The following is a 19,866-nucleotide window of genomic DNA, read 5'->3' on the forward strand; positions in this document are numbered from 1 at the left end:
CCGGCCGGCGGGGCGCCTCGGTGTTGTTCCGGGTCGCTGCCGCCGACGGGCGCACAGGGTGTGGCGGCGGGCCACGGCCGTTCGTTCGAGGTGCCACGAACCGTCTCGGCTGCCTGTGCGCCGTTCGGACCGGTGCACGGGGGGGGCGGAGGCGGGTCGTGGGGACCGTCCGGGAGATGCCGGACCGGCTGTCACCGGGTGCCCGCGGGGCCGGGCACCGGTATCGCACCGCCTGCGAGGATGATCGACGGGCCGGGACGAGGACCGTCCTCGACCCGCGCGGCGGGCCCGATGCCCGCCGGGTCGCTATCGGCGGCGCAGGTCCGCCACGCGTGCGCGCTCTCCCGTGGGCGGCTCACCGAGCACCGTCGCGGCACGCAGCTGCGGGCCGGCCGGGATCTGGCTGCGCCGCGGGCCCGGCAGGGGCACGTCCCGCCGGGGCGGGCGCCCCGGGACCGCATCACCCCCGGCCGAACCTCCGCCCGACGCCCCCGCGATCGCGACCTGCACCCCCTGATCGGCCAGGGCCTGCAGTTCGGTGGCCGCGCGGTCGTCGTGTGCGGGCGGCTCGTCCGTCACCAGCCGGGTGATCACGTCCGTCGGCACCGTCTGGAACATCGTGTCCGTGCCGAGCTTGGTGTGGTCGGCGAGGACCACCACCTCCGCCGCCGCCTGCACCAGCGCGCGGTCGACGGACGCGGACAGCATGTTGGACGTGGACAGCCCGCGCTCGGCGGTGAGTCCGCTCCCCGACAGGAAGGCTCTGGAGACCCGGAGCCCCTGGAGCGACTGCTCGGCGCCACTGCCCACGAGGGCGTAGTTGGAGCCGCGCAGCGTGCCGCCGGTCATCACGACCTCGACGCGGTTGGCGTGGGCCAGCGCCTGGGCCACCAGCAGGGAGTTGGTGACGACGGTCAGCCCGGGCACCCGTGCGAGCCGGCGGGCCAGCTCCTGGGTGGTGGTTCCCGCCCCGACCACGATGGCTTCGCCCTCTTCGACGAGGCCCGCGGCGAGATCGGCGATGGCCGTCTTCTCGGCGGTCGCGAGATGTGACTTCTGCGGAAAGCCGGACTCCCGCGTGAACCCGCCCGGCAAGACCGCACCGCCGTGCCGGCGGTCGAGGAGTCCTTCTGCCTCCAGTGCGCGCACGTCCCGCCGTACGGTCACTTCGGAGGTCTGGACGACGCGGGCGAGCTCACGGAGCGACACGGCCCCGTTCGCTCGCACCATTTCGAGGATCAATTGACGACGTTCTGCAGCGAACACGAAACTGACAGTAACCCCAACGACCGTCTGCTTTCAGCAGTTTGCGCCGAATAACAGAAGTTGTTCGCACGGCAGGGCGGAAGGTGGTATACGTGCCTACTCTTTCCGCCTATGCCGCACGCATCGTCGGACACGCCCCGTGACCGGCGGTGGGGCGGGCTCCGGACGGCAGGCGCCCGGGTGCGGCCGTCAGGCCTCGACGCCCGCCTTGCGGGTGTGCAACTGCCGTGCCACCTCGGCGATCGAGCCCGACAGCGACGGGTACACGGTGAAGGCGTTGGCGATCTGCTCGACCGTCAGGTTGTTGTCGACGGCGATCGAGATGGGATGGATCAGCTCGGAGGCGCGCGGTGCGACGACCACTCCGCCGACGACGATCTCGGTGCCCGGACGGCAGAAGATCTTGACGAACCCGTCGCGGATGCCCTGCATCTTGGCGCGGGGGTTGCGCAGCAGCGGCAGCTTGACGACCTTGGCGTCGATCTTCCCGGCGTCCACGTCGGCCTGGGTGTACCCGACGGTGGCGATCTCGGGGTCCGTGAAGACGTTCGAGGAGACCGTCTTCAGGTTGAGCGGGGTCACCGCGTCGCCCAGGAAGTGGTACATGGCGATGCGTCCCTGCATGGCGGCGACGGACGCGAGGGCGAAGACGCCGGTCACGTCACCGGCGGCGTAGACACCGGGGGCGGTGGTGCGGGAGACCTTGTCGGTCCAGATGTGCCCGGACTCGCGCAGCTTGACCCCGGCCTCCTCCAGGCCCATCCCGCTGCTGTTGGGGACGGCGCCCACGGCCATGAGGCAGTGCGAGCCGGTGATCACGCGCCCGTCGGCGAGGGTGACCTCCACCCGGTCGCCGACGCGCTTGGCGGACTGCGCGCGCGAGCGGGCCATGACGTTCATCCCGCGGCGGCGGAAGACGTCCTCGAGGACGGCGGCGGCGTCCGGGTCCTCGCCGGGCAGCACCCGGTCGCGCGACGAGACGAGGGTGACCTTCGACCCGAGGGCCTGGTAGGCGCCGGCGAACTCGGCACCGGTGACACCGGATCCGACGACGATGAGCTCCTCGGGCAGCTCGTCGAGGTCGTAGACCTGGGTCCAGTTGAGGATCCGCTCGCCGTCGGGCTGTGCGTCGGGCAGCTCGCGCGGGTGACCGCCGGTGGCGATGAGCACCGCGTCGGCGGTGAGGGTCTCCTCGCTGCCGTCCGCGGCCCGTACGACGACCTTGCGCGAGCCGTCCAGGGCCTGCATGCCCTCCAGCCGGCCGCGCCCCCGCAGGACCCGGGCACCGGCGCGTGTGACGGATGCGGTGATGTCGTGGGACTGGGCGAGCGCGAGCCGCTTCACCCGTCGGTTGACCTTCCCGAGGTCGACCCCGACGACCCGCGCGGCCCGCTCCAGGGGCGGGGTGTCGTCGGCGACGATGATGCCGAGCTCCTCGTACGACGAATCGAAGGTGGTCATCACCTCGGCCGTCGCGATGAGGGTCTTCGACGGCACGCAGTCGGTGAGCACCGACGCCCCGCCCAGACCGTCGCAGTCGACGACGGTCACCTCCGCGCCGAGCTGCGCGGCCACCAGCGCCGCTTCATATCCGCCGGGTCCGCCACCGATGATCACGATCCGAGTCACGTACTCCATTGTCCCGCACCGTTCGGATGCCGCTCCCCCGGGGGCCGTACGGTGCTCCGGCCGTTACGGAAGAGGCGGGCGGGGTGCTGCCGTACCCTCGACAGCATGTCGCTCTACGCCGCGTACGCCGGCAACCTCGATGCGCGGCTGATGACCCGCCGCGCACCCCACTCGCCGCTGCGCGCCACAGGTTGGCTCAACGGCTGGCGGCTGACCTTCGGGGGCGAGCACATGGGCTGGGAGGGCGCTCTCGCGACGATCGTCGAGGACCCGCTCACACAGGTCTTCGTCGCGCTGTACGACGTCGCGCCCATGGACGAGGAGTCCATGGACCGCTGGGAGAGCGTGGGCCTGGACGTCTACCGCCGGCTGCGTGTGCGCGTCCACACGCTGGACGGCGAGGAGATGGCCTGGACCTACGTCCTCAACGGCTACGAAGGGGGTCTGCCGTCCGCCCGCTACCTGGGCGAGATCGCGGACGCCGCGGAGTCGGCCGGGGCACCGCACGATTACGTGATGGAGCTGCGCAAGAGGCCCTGCTGACCGGATCCGGGCCGTAAAATCGGTCGATCGACGCGCGAACGGAAGAACGTGCCATGGCCCCCATCGCCACCTACGACGTCTATTACACCGAGCAGGCCGCGGCGGCCCGCGACCGGCTCGACGACCAGCAGCGCCCCGCGTTCGACAAGGGCATCGCCCTCCTGGCCCGCGACCCCTTCCTTTCCGTGTCCCGCCCCATAAGTTCCACCGGGGACGACCGCACCATCCGCCTCACGCAGAACATCCTGGTGGAGTACACGGTCAGCCGGGGCCGGCTGCTGATCTTCATCGTCGAGGTCTTCAACGACAAGGACGTCCTCGTCACGGACTGAGGACCCGCCGGCCGTGGGCCGATCCCACCGAGCCGCCCGAACAACGCCTCGTCGGAAACGACAAGACAACGATCGCATTGCCGTGACCTCCGTCATCTACGCGCGTAGGCCCGGACCGGCTACCCTCTTGCGCGTGAACGCATCTCTTCTTCCGGACGACATCCAGGGCGACCCCTACGCCGCCGCCGACGCCGCCGCCGCACGGCTGCGTGAGCTGACGGGTGCCGAGACCCATGACGTCGCCCTCGTGATGGGCTCCGGGTGGGCCCCGGCCGTCGACGCCCTCGGCGAGGCCGACGCGGAGTTCCACGTCACCGAGCTGCCCGGCTTCCCGCCCCCGGCCGTCGAGGGCCACGGCGGCAAGATCCGTTCGTACCGGATCGGCGAAAAGCGCGCCCTGGTCTTCCTCGGCCGCACGCACTACTACGAGGGGCGCGGTGTCGCCGCCGTCGCGCACGGTGTCCGCACCGCCGTCGCCGCCGGCGCCAAGACCATCGTGCTCACCAACGGCTGCGGAGGCCTGCGCGAGACCATGCGTCCCGGGCAGCCGGTCCTGATCAGCGACCACATCAACCTGACCGCGACCTCCCCGATCGTCGGCGCCAACTTCGTCGACCTGACGGACCTGTACTCCCCGCGCCTGCGCACGCTGTGCAAGGAGATCGACCCCTCCCTCGAGGAAGGCGTCTACGCGCAGTTCACCGGCCCGCACTACGAGACCCCGGCGGAGATCCGCATGGCCCGCGCCATCGGCGCGGACCTCGTCGGCATGTCCACGGTCCTCGAGGCGATCGCCGCGCGCGAGGCGGGCGCCGAGGTCCTCGGAATCTCCCTGGTCACCAATCTCGCCGCCGGGATGACGGGCGAACCCCTGAACCACGAAGAGGTGCTCCAGGCGGGCCGCGACAGCGCCACGCGCATGGGAGCGCTGCTGGCCCAGGTGCTGAACCGGCTGTAGGGCGCGCCCCGAACCCGACGGGCGCCGGCGGTCGCGCCCGGCCCGGACCGGGCTGTGCCGGACCGGTGCCGACCGCGCCGAGCGGTGCTGGACTGGACGCGGACACGCGACGCCCGCACGGCCCCGGCGCCCTGACCACCGGACGACTCTTCCGGACGGGGGAAGGACAGCTTCGAGGGGGCCGCACGAGGGCCGGGCGGCGCGCGGCCACCGCACGAACACACAACGAGAGGTTGATCCGACGTGCACGACGAACTCATCGCACGGGCCACGGCGTGGCTGGCCGAGGACCCCGACGCGGAGACCCGTGAGGAGCTCGCCAAGCTCATCGACGCCGAGGATCACGTCGAGCTCGCCGCGCGCTTCAGCGGCACCCTCCAGTTCGGCACCGCCGGTCTCCGCGGCGAACTCGGCGCCGGCCCCATGCGCATGAACCGTGCCGTGGTCATCCGCGCGGCCGCCGGTCTCGCCGCGTACCTCACGGCCGAGGGGCAGTCGGGCGGGCTCGTCGTCATCGGCTACGACGCCCGCCACAAGTCCGCCGACTTCGCCCGGGACACCGCGGCCGTCGTGACCGGCGCGGGCCTGCGCGCGGCCCTCCTTCCGCGCCCCCTGCCCACGCCCGTCCTCGCGTTCGCCGTCAGGCACCTCGGCGCGGTCGCCGGCGTGGAGGTCACGGCCAGCCACAACCCGCCCCGCGACAACGGCTACAAGGTCTACCTCGGCGACGGTTCCCAGATCGTGCCGCCCGCCGACGCCGGGATCGCGGCCGGGATCGACGCGGTCGACAGCCTCGCCGAGGTGCCCCGCCCGGACAGCGGCTGGAAGGTCCTCGACGACGGCGTCCTCGAGGCCTACCTCGCCCGCACGGACGCCGTCCTCGCCGAGGGCTCCCCGCGGACCGCGCGGACCGTCTACACCGCGATGCACGGCGTCGGCAAGGACGTCCTGCTCGCCGCCTTCGCCCGGGCCGGTTTCCCCGCCCCGGCCCTCGTCGCCGAGCAGGCCGAACCGGATCCGGACTTCCCGACCGTCGCCTTCCCGAACCCGGAAGAGCCCGGCGCCATGGACCTCGCCTTCGCGAAGGCCCGCGAGACGGACCCCGACCTCGTCATCGCCAACGACCCCGACGCCGACCGCTGCGCCGTGGCGGTCAAGGACGGCGGGGACTGGCGCATGCTCCGGGGCGACGAGGTGGGCGCCCTCCTCGGTGCGCACCTCGTGCGCGGTGGGGCCACCGGCACTCTCGCGGAGTCGATCGTGTCCTCCTCGCTCCTGCGCCGTATCGCGGAGAAGGCGGGCCTTCCGTTCGTGGAGACCCTCACCGGCTTCAAGTGGATCGCCCGCGCCGAGGGCCTGCGCTACGGCTACGAGGAGGCGCTCGGCTACTGCGTCGACCCCGCGGGCGTGCGCGACAAGGACGGCATCACCGCCGCGCTCCTGGTCACCGAGCTGGCCTCGGTGCTGAAGGAGGAGGGCCGCACGCTCCTCGACCTCCTCGACGACCTTGCCGTGGAGCACGGCGTGCACGCCACGGACCAGCTCTCGGCCCGGGTCGAGGACCTGTCGGTCATCGCGGACGCGATGCGGCGCCTGCGCGAGCAGCCGCCGGTGCGGCTCGGCGGTCTGCCGGTGACGGCGGCCGAGGACCTGACGCGGGGCACGGCGACGCTCCCGCCGACCGACGGGTTGCGGTACACCCTCGACGGTGCCCGGGTCGTCGTCCGGCCGAGCGGCACCGAGCCGAAGCTCAAGTGCTATCTGGAGGTCGTCGTGCCGGTCGGCTCCCGTGCGGAGCTCGGCGCGGCGCGCGCCAGGGCCGTGGAACTCCTCGGTGCCGTCAAGCGGGATCTCGCGGCGGCCGCGGGGATCTGAAACCGCGGACGTGAGGCGCCCGCCACCGACGGCCTCCGGTCCCCCGGGCGGGCGCCTGCCGCACGGCACGCGGTGCAGGGGGGCGCGCACCCCAGTCCGCCGCACTGCGGCGGCTCCGTGCTCCCGATGCGCTCCGGCGCACCCCCGGGCGGACGAACCACCCCAGTTCACCGGGAGTTGGCGCGGCGAAGGCACCTCGGTCGCCCTGCACGACGTGTCCTGCCCCACCATGAGAACGGCGTCGGCACTTCCCCGAACCCCCCAGTGGGAGCCGTCGACGCCGTGTGCCCCGCTACCCCCCCTGCGTGGGCACCCGGACCGGACACGGTTCGCCCGACGGGGCGCTCCGTGTCCGGCCCTCAGCCTGCCCCGTGCCGCTCAGCCGGCCGGTGTGGCGGTGGTCCCGTCCGCCGGCGTCTCCTCGGGAGCCGGGCACTCGGTGCCGGACGGGGTGGCCTCAGGGGTCTCGGTGGGCGTGGGCGAGGCCGTCGCGCCGGGGCACGCCGGGTCGTCGGCCGACGGCTCCGGGTCCGGGTCCGGGGTGGTCGCCGGGTCGCCGGGGGTGGTTCCCCCGTCGGTGGGAGTTGCGGCCGGGGTCTCGACAGGGGTCGCGGTGGGGCTTTCGGTGGGCGTGGGCCCGGGGGTCGGTTCCGCGGTCGCCGAGGGGCTTGCGCTCACGGACGGTGACGGGGAGGGCGACCGGGTGGGCCCGGCCGGCGACGGCGTGGCACCGGCGTCGTGCGCGGGGCCGCCGGCAGAGCCGTTCTCGCCACCCGCTCCCGCGCTCCCCCGTGCCGCTCCGCCCACCGGCCGGGTGGCCGGGGTGTCGCTGCCCGCACCGGGGCTGCGCGGAACGACGCCCCTGCCGTCGGGGACGGTGTGCACGCCGCGGAGGTAGAACTCCATCCAGCCGAGGACCAGGTTGAGGTAGTCGCGCGAGTAGTTGTAGCTGAGGATCCCGCGCTCCAGGCCCGCCGCGGTGCCGAGGTCGCGCTCGCCGGCGCACAGGTAGTGGCCCGCGGCCAGGGCGGCATCGTAGATGTTGTTGGGGTTCGCGGTGCCGTCGCCGTTGCCGTCCGCGCCCCAGGTCTTCCAGGTGGACGGCAGGAACTGCATGGGGCCCACAGCGCGGTCGTAGACCGGGTCGCCGTCCCACACGCCGCCCTCGCTGTCGAGGATCAGGGCGAAGCCGTTGCCGTCGAGTGCGGGCCCCGTGATCCGGGTGAGGGTGTCCCCGTCGGCGTCGACGGCACCGCCGCCGGCCTGTCCCGACTCGACCTTGCCGATCGCGGCGAGCAGTTGCCAGCGCAGACGGCAGCGCGGATCACTGCGCCCGATCGACGTCTCGGCGTTCCGGTAGGCGGCGTAGACGCTCGCCGGCAGCCCGGACTCGGCCGCGACCCGCTGCGTGGAGGGGTGGGCGGCCGCGTCGTCCCAGAGCTTCCCGCCCGCCGATGCGCGCTGTAGAGGCGGCAGTTCGACGTGGTACGAGTCGTCGCCCTGCGAGGGGACCTCCGGGAGCGGGGTGTCGGCGGGGACGAATCCGCCGGGGACGCTCATGCCGTCGTCGTGCCGGGACGCGTCGACGAATCCCGGGGCCTGGGAGCCGGTGAGCAGGACCGTCGTGACCGTGGCCACCGCGACGGCGGCGGTACCGCGCAGGCCGCGGCGGGAACGCAGCCGTGCGCTCACGGTATGGAACGGTCTTGTGAGCGGACGGGACATGAGGACTCTCCTGACAGTCGGCCGGTACGGGACATCAGTGCCGGTGGGGCAGCGGCTGCTCGGGGGGCAGGGCGGTGCCGGGCGGGGCGTCGGGGGCGCACGGGGTTCGAGGGATCAGCTCCGGTTGCGGCCGACGCTAGCCAGCGGGCGCCGGGGCCGGGGCGCCTGGCCGACTCCGCGGGGCGAAGCGGAGGTGAACATCGCGGTTGCCCGTCGGCCGTGTCACTCCCGCACGAGGTAGCTGAAGCCCGTGTCGGAGCCGACGCAGGACTGGAGGGTGAGGTCGCCCCAGTACAGGCCGTGGGACGGGGTGCCGCGGCCGGGCGCGACGTGGCGGGCGTACACGCGGTACGTGAACGTGCCGCGCGGCGTCGTGGCGGTGACGGTCGTGCCCACCGGCAGCCTGGCGAACTGCGCGAATCCGCAGTAGTCGTGACCGACGATCACGGCGGTACGCAGCGCGTAGCCGTCCTCGGTCCCGAGCTCGGGCCCCTCCCACTGCACCGCGTCGCGGCAGGCGTCCACCGTCTGCTGCCCGCCCCGTACGACCCGGGCCGACCAGGAGCCGACGTGCAGGGTGGTCGAACCGTCGCGGCTGCGCAGGCCGTACGGGGTTGCGCGGGAGGCCTCCGACGGCTCCGGCGGCGGCTCGGCGGGCGTGGTGAGGGGGCGCGGCGAGCCGGACGGGGGTGCCGTACGCGTCGGGGCCGGGAGCTTCGCCTTCGGTGACGCGGTGGGCTTGCCCGAGGTCGGTGCGGTCTCAGGGGCGGGGCCGCCGGCGGGTGCCGTCGCTGTGGGTTCGGGGCGGGCCGCCTGCGCTCCGCCGGGTGCCGTCTGGGCCTGGGCCGTGGCCGGGATCCGCGGGCCGGCAGCGCCCTCGGCCTCCTGCTCGGGGCGTGAGACCGGGGTGGGCGCAGACGGGCTCGCCAAGGGCTTCCCGGCCGTCCCGGGGACGGCGCATCCCACCAGGGCGACGGACGCGACGACCCCCAGGAGGGCCACGCCCGCCGCCCGGCGACACGGCTGTCCGCGTGCCGCGGCACGAGCCTGCGCACCGACGGACCGGGCCGGGTGGGTACGGAGGTTGCCGGTCATCGGACACATCCCTTCATGGACCGGTGGGAGGGGTTGTTCCGATCGATCGGCCCGAAGGACGGGTGCGGGACGGACACGGGCCGCGCATCGGGGCCGGGCACCCGCCGATGCCCGGCCCCGATGCGGGCGTTCTAGATCCGCGGGGCGAACGCCGTCATCCGAACCGGCCGTTCACGTAGTCCGTCGTGCGCTGGTCCTGCGGACTGTTGAACATCGCGTCCGTGGGCCCGTGTTCGACGATCACGCCCGGGGTGCCCTGCTCCGCGAGGAAGAACGCGCACTGGTCGGAGACCCGGGCCGCCTGCTGCATGTTGTGGGTGACGATCACGATGGTGACCTCTTCGGACAGCTCGTGGATCGTCTCCTCGATGCGCCGGGTCGAGGTCGGGTCGAGGGCCGAGCAGGGCTCGTCCATGAGCAGGACCCTGGGCCGTACGGCCAGCGAACGCGCGATGCACAGGCGCTGCTGCTGGCCGCCGGAGAGCGCGCCGCCGGGCTGCCGGAGGCGGTCGCGGACCTCCTTCCACAGGCCCGCCTTGGTCAGGCACTCCTCGACCAGTCGGTCCTTCTGGTCACGTCCGGCCTTGACACCACTCATCTTCAGTCCGGCGGTGACGTTGTCGTAGATCGACATCGCCGGGAAGGGGTTGGGCTTCTGGAAGACCATGCCGATCTGGCGGCGGGCGTGGGTGATGCGGCGGCCCCGGTCGTAGATGTCGTCGCCGTCGAGCAGCACCCGGCCCGCGAGGGATGCGGAGCCGACCAGTTCGTGCATGCGGTTGAGGATCCGCAGGAAGGTGGACTTGCCGCAGCCGGACGGACCGATGAGCGCGGTCACCCTGCGGGCGGGCATGGTGAGCGAGACGGCCTCGAGGACCTTGTGGTCACCGAACCAGGCGGAGATGGAGTCGGCCTCCAGCGTGGCCGGGTCGCCGCCCGCGACGGCTCCGCCGGGCCGTTCGGCCCGTATCGCCTTCACCTTCCGTGTCGGGTCGAGGATTTCGTCGACGAGTGTGTCGGTCGTGTCGGTGGTGTCGGACATGATGGCTGGACTCCTCGTCGGTCAGAGCAGGTTGGGCAGCAGTCGGGCGGCGGCCCCGGAGACGGCGAGGCCGAAGGCGGCCAGGACGGGTGCGCCGACGATCCAGGTCTGCCATCGGCCCCACGCGCGGTACGCGGCCATGGAGAGCAGGGCGGCCAGGAGCAGTCCCTGGGACCAGAGGAACACCGACAGCCAGGCCGCGTCCTCGGTGCCCAGGGCCTGCTCGGAGTCGTCGATCCAGCCGAGAGCGAGCGGGCGCGGCGGGGCGGGCTGTACGTCACCGGTCAGGGTCGCGTCGACGCGCAGGGTGCCGGAGGGGGTGTAGGGGCTGCCCTCGGCGGTGATGAGCGTGAGCCGGCCCTCGTTCTCCTTCAGGGCGGGAGGCAGCGGGTCGCCCTTGTGGCGAATGGCGGTGACCTTGTACGTGGCCGTGCCCTGACCGGTCGTCAGCCGGATCTCCGTACCGACGGGCATCTTGTGCAGGGCGTTGAACGGGCTGCCGTACCCCCACTGGCGGCCCATGATCACGCTGGTGCCGGCCTGCCCGGGCAGCGGGGTGTCCCGGCGGTGGCCCGGACCGGACATCAGCACACCCGAGGTCGTGCCCTCCCCGACGACCTCCTTCAGGCCCAGGGCCGGGATGCGCAGCAGGGCGACGGGCGCGCCCGGCTCCAGCATCTTGCCGTCGTACGTCTGCTGGCCCACCGGCGCGATACCGAGGGCGAGTTGGCGGCGGAACTCGTCGTACGCGGTCTGCTGGTCGCGGGAGTGCTGGAGGTGGCCGACGATCGTGAGGTTGGCGGCGAAGCCGAGCATCAGCGCAGCCAGCAGGCACAGCGCGGCTCCGGTGAACGCGAAACCGGCGCGTTCCGCCCGCGGCGCCCTCGAGCTGGACTCGGGCTGGGGCTCGGGTGAGGGCTCCGGCGCCGGCGGCGCCACGGCCGGCGGGGGCGGGGTCAGCACGGTCACGGGAAGCGCTCCTGTGGAGAGGTGTCGAGTGGAGAAACGGAAGGCGCGGACGGCGGGGTGGGGGCCCGCCGCCCGTGCTCCGTCTGCCGTTACGAGCGGGGCTCGCCGAAGGTCAGCAGCCCGTTGCGCCGGCCGTACCGCACGAGGGCGATGCCCGCCCCGGTCAGGACGACGGCGCCGATGCCGGAGAACAGCGCGATCTGGCCACCGGTGGAGGCGAGGCCGCCGGAGGTCGAGGCGCCGCCGGAGGTCGACGTGCCGCCGGAGGTCGACGTGCCGCCGGAGGTGGACGTGCCGCCGGAGGTGGAGTCACCGCCGGTGGTGGAATCGCCGCCGGTCGACCCGGATGTGGTGCCGGACGTGTCGCCCGAGGGATCGTCGCTCGGCTCGCCGCCGGGGTCGTCCGACGGGTCGCCGGAGGGATCGTCCGACGGGTCGCCGCTCGGGGACTCGGAGGGCGGAGCGGGCACCGTGAACGGCACTGCGTCCAGGTTGCTCTCGGCAGCGCCTGGGCACACCGGGCTGATCTTCCACGCGCTGATGCCTTCGACCGCGTCGTCCGGAACGGTGAGTTCAGGCCAGGTCGCGGTTCCGTCCGCGTCGGACGTGGCGCCGGGGAAGGTGCCGTCGTTCCGATCCATGGCGAGGGTGAACGCCGTGTTCGGCTCGCACCTGCGGATGATGAGCTTCACCGTCTGGCCGCGCTGCAGTTCGGGGGTGCCGGGCAGTCGCTTGCCCGAGTCGTCCAGCATCTCGAACTGCGCCGGCCGCACCCGCACCGTGAAAGGTTCGGATGCAGAGGGCACGAACTTGGTGGCGTCCGTCGGGGTGAACCGAGCGACGACGTCGTGGACCCCCAGGGGCAGCGTCGTCGTCTTGAACTCGGCCTTCCCCTCGGCGACGGGGGCCTCGCCCAGCCTTGTCTCGCCGTCCAGGAACGTCACGGTGCCGGCCGCCTCCGCCGGCGTGATCGTCGCGGTGAGCGTCACCTCCTGGTCCTGCTCGACATTGGGGGGAGAGGCGATCAGTGCGGCGTTCGTGGCCTTCGCACCCTCCCCGACCACCCAGTCGTCGCCGGTGACGGTGATCTTCTGGGACCAGTAGGGATCGCCCGGCGCGACCGTCTCCGGAGCAGGACTCCAGGAGAAATTGTCCACGCACCGTACGCGCAACTCGTACGTTCCGTTGCCCGTGATGACGCTCGACAGACTCTGGAACACCACATCCGGGTTGTCCGCCGCGGCCAGCGACACCGTCGAGGTCGCTTCGGTGTAGGGCGCCTGGTTGGTGATGCCTTCCTGCACCCTCGCCTCGGTGCCGTCGGCCCTCACCACGATCATGGTGAGAACGCTGTTCCAGTTGAGATCGGGTTCGCCGCCGTCAGGGCACTTGCCCGGGATCTCCAGGGAGCCCGAGAAGGGCTGCGGGTCGGTCAGCTTGCCGCTGCCGGGCGTCAGGGTGAACTCACCGACTGAAGCCGCCCGGGCGGGCTGGGACTGCGACGCCACCAGGGCGACGACGCTCAGGGCGAGCACGGCGCAGGCCGCCACTATGGCGGCCGCTCTTCGGAACGGGTGTAGCACTCTCATTGCGATGGCCCCCGGGGGACTTCGATGGATGGATACGGAGACAGCACGTGGGGCCGGGCACCTGGAAGGTGCCCGGCCGTCACGCGGGATCAGTCGACGATCACGAGTTCAGGCCGCCCGTGAGCGTGCGCGCGTTGCAGTTGGAGATCGTGCCGAACCCGTAGGTCTTGATGGTGTTGCTCGCCGCGCAGATGTCCGAGAGCGCCTCGGAGATCGCGGCCTCGTTCAGCCGGGACGTCTGGACGACGTTGTAGACGTCCCGGGAGAAGATGAAGGTCGGGTTGAGGGCGAGCGAGGAGCCCGAGCCGGCGGTGGGGGACTGGCCTTCGATCTTGCGCAGGAAGGACTCACCGCGACGGTTCGGGACCTCCGCGATGCCCTTGCCCTGGGCGATCCACTGCGCGACCGAGTACGGCATCAGCTGGTTGGCGGCGGTGATCGCCGTGCCGTCGTGCTCCTGGACGGTGTCGTTGACGCACGCGCCCGGCGCGGTGACACCGATGGAGTCCAGCCAGTACTGCCGGGTGCCCGAGCCGGCCTGCGGCAGCAGCGGCGCCACCGTGTGCGTACCCGTGGCGTCCGTGTAGGTGCAGTTCGTGTAGATGCTGGCCAGCTGCGCCTTCGTCAGGTTCGCCGGCACGGTGCTGTTCAGGTCGGTGGCGTAGGTCACCGCGTCCCGGGCGAACGGGACGTAGGTGAGGTCGGTGCCGGGCACGGAGGCCTTCGGACCGCGCGAGGAGCGGGCGAAGTCGATGCAGGTGGTGCCGCCGTTGGTGATGTCCTCGGACAGCCGGGCGATGCCGTTGCTGGAGCCGTTGGTGTTGGCGCGGGTGTACTGGCACTCCGTCGACGTCGCGGGCGTGGGCTTGGTCTTGTACGGGTCACCGAGGCCACCGACGGCGTTCCACGACGCGACGATCTTGTTGCCGCCGGTGCCGACGACGACGTCGGTGCCGTTGGCCAGGCCGTTCATGACGTACTGCGTGGTGTCCGAGCCGACCGCGGCCAGGGTGCGGTAGTCGGTCAGCGAGGACGGGTCGGCCGAAGCCGGGGTGGTCAGGATGCCGAGACCGAGAACCGCGGCGCCGACAGCGGCACCGACCTTGGCGTAAGACTTGACGTTCACTTCTGAACCCCTTGGTTTCTGGATTTTCGAAGACTGGACGTTCAAGCTGAATCCGGATTTTCGCACTGCCGACCCGTCGGCCGGCCACCGCTTACATTTCCAGAATTACGTACGGTAGCCAACCAATTCCCTGCGATGGAAAGGTTACGGGGAGGCTTCTTAGGTGTCTCCTAGGGAGTCCGGCGTTGCGCATAGTGAAGCATTGCCGGACCTGCGAGTCCTGCCGCTCCAGCCACAAAAAGCACGCCGAGCAGGACCCATCGAATGATGCCGAGAACCTCTCCCTGCGTGATTCCCTGCCTGGCTTGGGCGATATTCTGCTGCGGCCCCGACGAAGGAGAGGCCGAGCCGTTCGGAGCGGCTGCCTCCGACGCCGGCGCGCTGGTTTCGCCGCCGCCACTCCCGCCTGCGGCCGCTCCACCCGCCGCCCCTCCCCCACTGCTCGCGCCGGACGAGGTCCCACCGATGCCCGCTCCTGCGGCGGCTCCCCCCGAGCCCTGCGCGTTCGGGCCGTCGGACGACGGATCGCTCCCGGAGCCGCCCTTCTCGAGATCGTCGGCCGCGACTTCGGCCTGCATGCGCAGCCTTTCCGGCAACGGTGCATAACCGGGGGGAAGTTGGCCCGCCGCCCGGCCCTGCGTCTGGCCCGGTCCAGCGGCGTACCTCATGAAGTCCGCGTACGCCTTGCGATCCTTCGGGGCCTGGTCCACCGAGGCCGCGGCGTAGCTCACCACGGTCAGCGGGTACGCCTGGCCCTTGGCCCGTCCCGGATCGGGCTTGAGCACGGCGGAGTCGTCCGCCCACGGCCGCATGTCGTCGACACCCGCCCGAAGTGTGTCGACCGAGGGCTTCACGAACTTTCCGTCCGCGTTGCGCAGGGCCGCGACCTGGAGGCCGTAACGCTCCGCCGACGCGGTGTCGGTGATCGCGATCACCGTACGGTCGCCCGGCGAGGGAGCTCTGTTGACGAGCCTGGCCGGAGCTGTGCCGTCCGCGAGCTGGTACCAGGGGGTCTGCCCGTCGTTGCCCCTGCGGGTCTTCAGGGCCCCGTCATGCAGATCGGCCGTGTACGGGTCCAGGTCAAGGATCGTGTAATCGAGTGGATTCTTGAAATCCACTTGCCAGCCGGGCGCTGTCGTCGGGTCCGGCTTGGAGAATTCGTTCAGGTCGGTGTTCCCCACCGGATCCACGTCCTGGAAATAACGATTGACCCGCATTCCATAGGGGTCCGGCGTCCCGGACAGAAAGTCCCTGGCCTCCTTGTCGGACCGAAGCCAGTTCCAGAGCACCCGCGAGGTGTCGGAATTTCCCTGCGGGACCATGAGACTCATCGGCCTACGTTGTTCGTCGCGGCCGATGTCGGTGAATTCCGGATTGAGCTTCAAGAACTCCGGATCCTGGGTGTAGTACAGCGGATTTCCCCTGAGATGCTCGGGTGGGGCCGGCTCACCGGGCGAGCACGGAGGAGGGTCGCACTTGTCCGCCCAGGGAACGTCTCGCACATAGGAATGGGTGAGCATCTTGGCCACGAGCCTCGGCGTCAGTTTCATGTCGTGCAGCTCACCGCTCGCTCCTTCGACGAAGAACCCGATCGCGAGCCCCGACACGGCCACCGGCGCATGGACCACACGTGGCCCGTCTCCCGGCTGAGCCACCGGATCGACGGTGACGCCCATCGCGGGCGTGTCCTCCGTCGCGCTCAACACCTCGTTCCTGGCGGAGTCCTCCGGACCGCGCACGAAGCTGAAGTTGTTCCCGGTGGACGTGCACAGCTTCGGCGCCCACAACGAGACGGCGTCGTCCGCGAGTTCGGAGCCGGGTACGGCCCGCTCGGGCTGGCCCTGCGGGCAGAAACTGTCGACCAGCTGGAAGTCCAGCCGAAAGACGATCCGCTGGGCCCAGTTCGTCGTGGACAGCGGCGAGGTCCGGAGCGGATCGCTGTCGGGGTTGGTGTCCTTCGTGCCGTTCGCGTAGTGGTCGCCGCGCGGCACGACGACCAGCCAGCACGAACGCGCGACCGGGGTCCGGCCGGCCGGCGCCGTGTTCAGCCCGCAGCCGAGATGGTCCGCCTGGATCCCGTCCTGCACCTCGAACTCGGTTTCACCCGTGCCGCCTGCGAAGGTCCGCACGGCTTTCTGCTCGTTGGTGTCCAGAGGACCGAAGTAGGTGTAGTCGACGGAGGACGTGGTGGACGGCTCACCGTTGGCGGGCCGGAACGGGATGAATGTCGCCCCGGGGTCCTCCGCCGGGTCCACCGCCGCCGGGTTGCCGGAGTCGGCCGGCCCGTACACAACGGTCCGGCCGCTGCCGGCGCCATCGGTGGTCCCCGCTCCAAAAGCACACTGCTCCCGGTCGGGACCGGACGGATCGTCTCCCCAGCACTGCATGATCTGGAGGTAGTTGACGTTGAACGCGGTGCTCGGCAGGGTCGGCGCCCCGCCCTCCCAGCTCACTCGCACACCCTGCGAGTGCAGGTTCTTCGTCTGGTGGACGGTCACCTTCAGCCTGGAGAAGTCGTCGTACGGCCCCTTCGTCCCCGACTTCGTCACCGCCGAGTCCTCGGCCCCGCTGTCCGCCGCCACGGCGGGCGTCGTGGCCGGCGGCACCGGCAGCAGCGCCACCACGAGCGCGGCCAGCAGACAACTCATGGCGATGAGAATCCGCGGTCGGGGACGCCTCAGTGCCTGTGTCATGCCGCACCGCCCTTGCGACGCGTCCGGCCCGCCATCACACGCGCGACGACCGGTGGTCCGACAACAACGCCGACCAGCAGCGCGGCCGACAGCGCCATCAAGGCGGTGCGCAGGCCGAGGGAGTCGTCCGCGCCCAGGGAGACCGGGCCGGCGGCGACGGAGGTGTCACCGGCGGCCTGGTCGCCGCTGATCACCTCGCCGGTGTCGGGGTCGACGACGCTTCCGCCGCCGGTCCCGCCCGCCCCGCCGGTTCCCGCCGTACCGCTGCCGGAGCCGCTCGTCGCGCCGCCCGACGCCCCCGCACCGGAACCGCCCGAGCCGGAGCCGCCGGACGCCCCCGTACCCGAGCCGCCGCCCGAACCGGAGCCGCCCTTCGAGCCGGAACCGCCGTTCGAGCCGGAACCGCCGGAGCTGCCGTTGCTGACCGGCGTGGTGTTCTTGTTGCCGCCCGTGCCGGTCGCGCACTGGTCCGGGCCCTTCTTGTCGCACGCCTGCGGGTAGGGGGCGTTCTGGATCAGCGGGTTCCGTCCGCCGGAGAACGTCGGGTTGTTGCACTTGTTGACATCGATCCTGGTCGCGTCGGCACCGGGGATCTTCCGCGTCTGCGCCATCGCGGCTTCCACCAGGTTCTTCGGCAGCGGCGAGTAGCCGAGCCGGTCGGCCTGCTGCTGGCCGTCGCAGAGGAAGTAGTTGTTGAACGCGCTCAGCGTCTTCCCCTTGGCCTTGGTGAAGCCGTTCTCCTCCTTGGTGGGGATGATCATGTAGCTGTAGCTGGAGAGGGGATAGGTGCGCCGGTCCCCGAAGGTGTAGACGTTGTCAAGGTTCTGGGTCAGGTAGTTCGCGGAGAGCGGGTTGTTGTTGATCTGGGCCTTGGTGAGGGCGACCGCCACGCTGGAGGCGGTGGGCTCGACGTAGTAGCCGGCCTGGTTGAGGACCTTGGCCACCGGGAAGCCCGCGTTCCTGGCGTACGAGTACTCGACGTAGGTGATGGCGCCCTCGGCCTGGGACTGCTTCGTGTAGCCCGCGACGCCGAGGGAGCTGGACTGGGCGACGAAGCCCGCGCCGGGGATCACGGGGAAGTACGACGTGAGGCCGCACGGCGTCTGCTTGCCGGCCCGGCGGCAGTAGTCGTTCCACAGGGAGCCGTACCGCTTGGACATCCACAGCGTGAACTGTGCGGTCGTACCGGAGCCGTCGGAGCGGACGACCGGGACGATCCGGCGGGCCGGCAGGGCCAGCTTGGGGTTGTCCGCCTTGATCTCCGGCGCGTTCCACATCGTCAGCTTGCCGGTGAAGATCCTGGTGAGGACGTCACCGGACAACCGGAGGTTGGTGACCTGCCTGCCGCCGATCTTCAGGTTGTACATGAACGACGTACCGCCGGCCACGATCGGCATGTAGGCGTACTTCCGGGTGGGCGGAGGATCCTGCTGACCGAGGTCGTTGAGGCCGTAGGGGATCTCGGACACACCGAAGTCGGAGGTGCCGTTCTTGAACTGCTGACGGCCTACCGAGGAGCCGACCGACGCGTAGTTCACGGTCATGCCCTGCTGGCGGACGTTGCGCCGCCACTGCTCGATGGCGTTGGCGCTCCAGGTCGAGCCGGAGCCGCTGATCTTCGTGTAGCTCTCCGCGAAGGCGTTCGGCGGGTGGACGGCCAGCAGCGCGCAGACCGCGGCGACGAACAGCGCCAGCGCCTGGTACACGCGCGTGGCGCGCGGACGTCGGACAGGTGCGGGTATCACGGGGTGCTCCTCGTCGGTGCGGGTCTTTCTGACGACTGGTCGGCGGAGGCGTACGCCTCGAAGCGCTTGGCGTCATGGCGGGAGGCCCGGACCCGGCGGTGTTCCTGACGCCTGGTCAGCTGACCCGGTCCGCGGCCGCCGAGGACGCGGGCCATCACGAACAGGACGAGCACCAGCACGAGAAGCACCGCCGCGGTGCCGAAGCCGCGTGCGATGTAGGTGGGTTCGGGGGACTTGACGAGTTCGAAGGCCGCCAGCGGCAGCGACACCATCGGGTCGTGCAGCGGATCGGCGTTGAGCTCCGCCGTGTAACCGGCGGTCAGCAGGACCGGCGAGGTCTCGCCGACACCGCGGGCCGTGCCCAGGATGATCGCCGTCGTGAGACCGGAACGGGAGGTGGGCAGCACCACGTGCCACACCGTGCGCCATCGAGAGGTGCCGAGCGCGTACGACGCCTCGCGCAGGGTGCCGGGGACCAGCCGGATCACCACGTCCGACGCGCGGATGATGATCGGCAGCATCATCACGGAGATCGCGAGCGCGGCGGCGAGCCCGGAGCGCTCGAAGCCCAGCGCCAGGATGAAGGTCGCGTAGATGAACAGGCCGGCCACGATGGACGGCAGCGCCGTCATCGCCTCCACGATGGTGCGGACGAACCGGCTGAAGGCGCCCGGGACTTCGTTCAGGAAGACCGCGCAGACCAGCCCGGCCGGGATGCAGATCACCAGGGCGATGGAGATCTGCCACAGCGTGCCGACGATCGCGTGCAGGATGCCACCGACGCTGAGCGGCTCGATCGGGCCGGCGTCGGCCATCGATTCGGTGTAGAAGTTCAGGTGCGGCAGCGCGTCGCGGCCCTCGTAGAGCGTGTAGACGACCACGAACGCCAGCACGGCCAGCATCACCAGGCCGAGGCTCTGGACGACGGCGGCGGCCACCCGGTCTCGTACCGCCGGCCCGTCCTCGTCGAAGGAGACCAGCAGCGCGTACAGGCCGAGGAAGAGGACGTAGGCGATGACGACGAAGCCCAGCGCGCCGTTGAAGGGCAGCATCCGGTCGAACAGCAGCCAGGTGATGCAGAGCGACGCGGCGGCGGCGCCGAGCATCGCGTAGACGTCGGTGGCGCGCAGCGTGGCCAGGTTGCGGCGTGATTCGGTGCGCGGCCGGCTGCGGCCGGGCAGGGTCGTGGCCGGTACTGGCGGTTTCGCCGACGCCGCGGGACTCGTCTGCGGCCCCTGGTCGCCGGGCGGGCTCTGTGCGGTGGTGACGGTCATCCGGC

The 19,866-nt window shown here is 71.5% G+C and carries 15 protein-coding genes; 4 read left to right on the forward strand and 11 right to left on the reverse strand.

The window, feature by feature from the left end; all coding sequences use genetic code 11:
• Window positions 1-306 precede the first annotated feature (306 nt).
• The gene (locus ACSHXN_RS16515) at window positions 307-1,266 is read right to left on the reverse strand and encodes a DeoR/GlpR family DNA-binding transcription regulator (protein WP_355136188.1); all 960 of its coding nucleotides are present in this window, start codon (window positions 1,264-1,266) and stop codon (window positions 307-309) included.
• Window positions 1,267-1,455: 189 nt separating this feature from the next.
• Window positions 1,456-2,904, reverse strand: a complete 1,449-nt coding sequence (locus ACSHXN_RS16520; protein ID WP_355136186.1) for an NAD(P)H-quinone dehydrogenase — start codon at window positions 2,902-2,904, stop codon at window positions 1,456-1,458.
• Window positions 2,905-3,000: 96 nt separating this feature from the next.
• On the opposite strand from ACSHXN_RS16520, the gene ACSHXN_RS16525 reads away from it, so the two are divergent.
• From ACSHXN_RS16525 to ACSHXN_RS16540, 4 genes are all read left to right on the forward strand, one after another.
• Window positions 3,001-3,438: a gamma-glutamylcyclotransferase gene (locus tag ACSHXN_RS16525; protein WP_059128447.1), complete on the forward strand. Its 438-nt coding sequence runs from the start codon at window positions 3,001-3,003 to the stop codon at window positions 3,436-3,438.
• 53 nt (window positions 3,439-3,491) lie between these two features.
• A complete protein-coding gene (locus tag ACSHXN_RS16530) occupies window positions 3,492-3,770 on the forward strand; it encodes a type II toxin-antitoxin system RelE family toxin (protein ID WP_355136184.1) in 279 nt (92 codons plus the stop codon).
• A 133-nt stretch (window positions 3,771-3,903) separates the two neighbouring features.
• A complete protein-coding gene (locus ACSHXN_RS16535) occupies window positions 3,904-4,728 on the forward strand; it encodes a purine-nucleoside phosphorylase (protein WP_059128535.1) in 825 nt (274 codons plus the stop codon).
• 243 nt (window positions 4,729-4,971) lie between these two features.
• Window positions 4,972-6,603: a phospho-sugar mutase gene (locus ACSHXN_RS16540; RefSeq protein ID WP_355136182.1), complete on the forward strand. Its 1,632-nt coding sequence runs from the start codon at window positions 4,972-4,974 to the stop codon at window positions 6,601-6,603.
• Between the two features lie 378 nt (window positions 6,604-6,981).
• Here the strand turns inward: ACSHXN_RS16540 and ACSHXN_RS16545 are convergent, their stop codons facing one another.
• From ACSHXN_RS16545 to pstA, 9 genes are all read right to left on the reverse strand, one after another.
• Complete coding sequence (locus tag ACSHXN_RS16545; protein WP_438303287.1) at window positions 6,982-8,328, reverse strand: hypothetical protein; 1,347 nt, start codon at window positions 8,326-8,328, stop codon at window positions 6,982-6,984.
• Between the two features lie 222 nt (window positions 8,329-8,550).
• Window positions 8,551-9,423, reverse strand: coding sequence for a hypothetical protein (locus ACSHXN_RS16550; RefSeq protein WP_438303288.1), 873 nt, complete (start codon window positions 9,421-9,423; stop codon window positions 8,551-8,553).
• Between the two features lie 154 nt (window positions 9,424-9,577).
• Entirely contained in the window at window positions 9,578-10,465 is an 888-nt protein-coding gene (pstB, locus tag ACSHXN_RS16555; protein WP_355136176.1) for a phosphate ABC transporter ATP-binding protein PstB, read from the reverse strand.
• Between the two features lie 21 nt (window positions 10,466-10,486).
• Window positions 10,487-11,434, reverse strand: a complete 948-nt coding sequence (locus tag ACSHXN_RS16560; protein WP_356294514.1) for a sortase — start codon at window positions 11,432-11,434, stop codon at window positions 10,487-10,489.
• A gap of 89 nt (window positions 11,435-11,523) precedes the next feature.
• Entirely contained in the window at window positions 11,524-12,969 is a 1,446-nt protein-coding gene (locus tag ACSHXN_RS16565) for an Ig-like domain-containing protein (RefSeq protein WP_438303289.1), read from the reverse strand.
• Window positions 12,970-13,123: 154 nt separating this feature from the next.
• Entirely contained in the window at window positions 13,124-14,149 is a 1,026-nt protein-coding gene (locus ACSHXN_RS16570) for a hypothetical protein (RefSeq protein WP_355136170.1), read from the reverse strand.
• 170 nt (window positions 14,150-14,319) lie between these two features.
• Window positions 14,320-16,797, reverse strand: a complete 2,478-nt coding sequence (locus ACSHXN_RS16575; RefSeq protein ID WP_438303290.1) for a hypothetical protein — start codon at window positions 16,795-16,797, stop codon at window positions 14,320-14,322.
• A gap of 41 nt (window positions 16,798-16,838) precedes the next feature.
• Window positions 16,839-18,587, reverse strand: a complete 1,749-nt coding sequence (gene pstS / locus ACSHXN_RS16580) for a phosphate ABC transporter substrate-binding protein PstS (RefSeq protein WP_438303291.1) — start codon at window positions 18,585-18,587, stop codon at window positions 16,839-16,841.
• A complete protein-coding gene (pstA, locus tag ACSHXN_RS16585; RefSeq protein WP_355136164.1) occupies window positions 18,584-19,861 on the reverse strand; it encodes a phosphate ABC transporter permease PstA in 1,278 nt (425 codons plus the stop codon). Before pstA ends, pstS begins: the two co-directional genes overlap by 4 nt.
• Window positions 19,862-19,866 lie beyond the last annotated feature (5 nt).

It is taken from the genome of Streptomyces sp. HUAS TT11, assembly GCF_051553595.1.
Classification (GTDB): domain Bacteria; phylum Actinomycetota; class Actinomycetes; order Streptomycetales; family Streptomycetaceae; genus Streptomyces.

What these genes read in the sequence shown, in the direction of transcription:
- pstA (WP_355136164.1), bottom strand. Translation starts at nt 19,861, where the DNA reads ATGACCGTCACCACCGCACAGAGCCCGCCCGGCGACCAGGGGCCGCAG.
- ACSHXN_RS16530 (WP_355136184.1), top strand. Translation starts at nt 3,492, where the DNA reads ATGGCCCCCATCGCCACCTACGACGTCTATTACACCGAGCAGGCCGCG.
- pstB (WP_355136176.1), bottom strand. Translation starts at nt 10,465, where the DNA reads ATGTCCGACACCACCGACACGACCGACACACTCGTCGACGAAATCCTC.
- ACSHXN_RS16545 (WP_438303287.1), bottom strand. Translation starts at nt 8,328, where the DNA reads ATGTCCCGTCCGCTCACAAGACCGTTCCATACCGTGAGCGCACGGCTG.
- ACSHXN_RS16550 (WP_438303288.1), bottom strand. Translation starts at nt 9,423, where the DNA reads ATGACCGGCAACCTCCGTACCCACCCGGCCCGGTCCGTCGGTGCGCAG.
- ACSHXN_RS16520 (WP_355136186.1), bottom strand. Translation starts at nt 2,904, where the DNA reads ATGGAGTACGTGACTCGGATCGTGATCATCGGTGGCGGACCCGGCGGA.
- ACSHXN_RS16575 (WP_438303290.1), bottom strand. Translation starts at nt 16,797, where the DNA reads ATGAGTTGTCTGCTGGCCGCGCTCGTGGTGGCGCTGCTGCCGGTGCCG.
- ACSHXN_RS16525 (WP_059128447.1), top strand. Translation starts at nt 3,001, where the DNA reads ATGTCGCTCTACGCCGCGTACGCCGGCAACCTCGATGCGCGGCTGATG.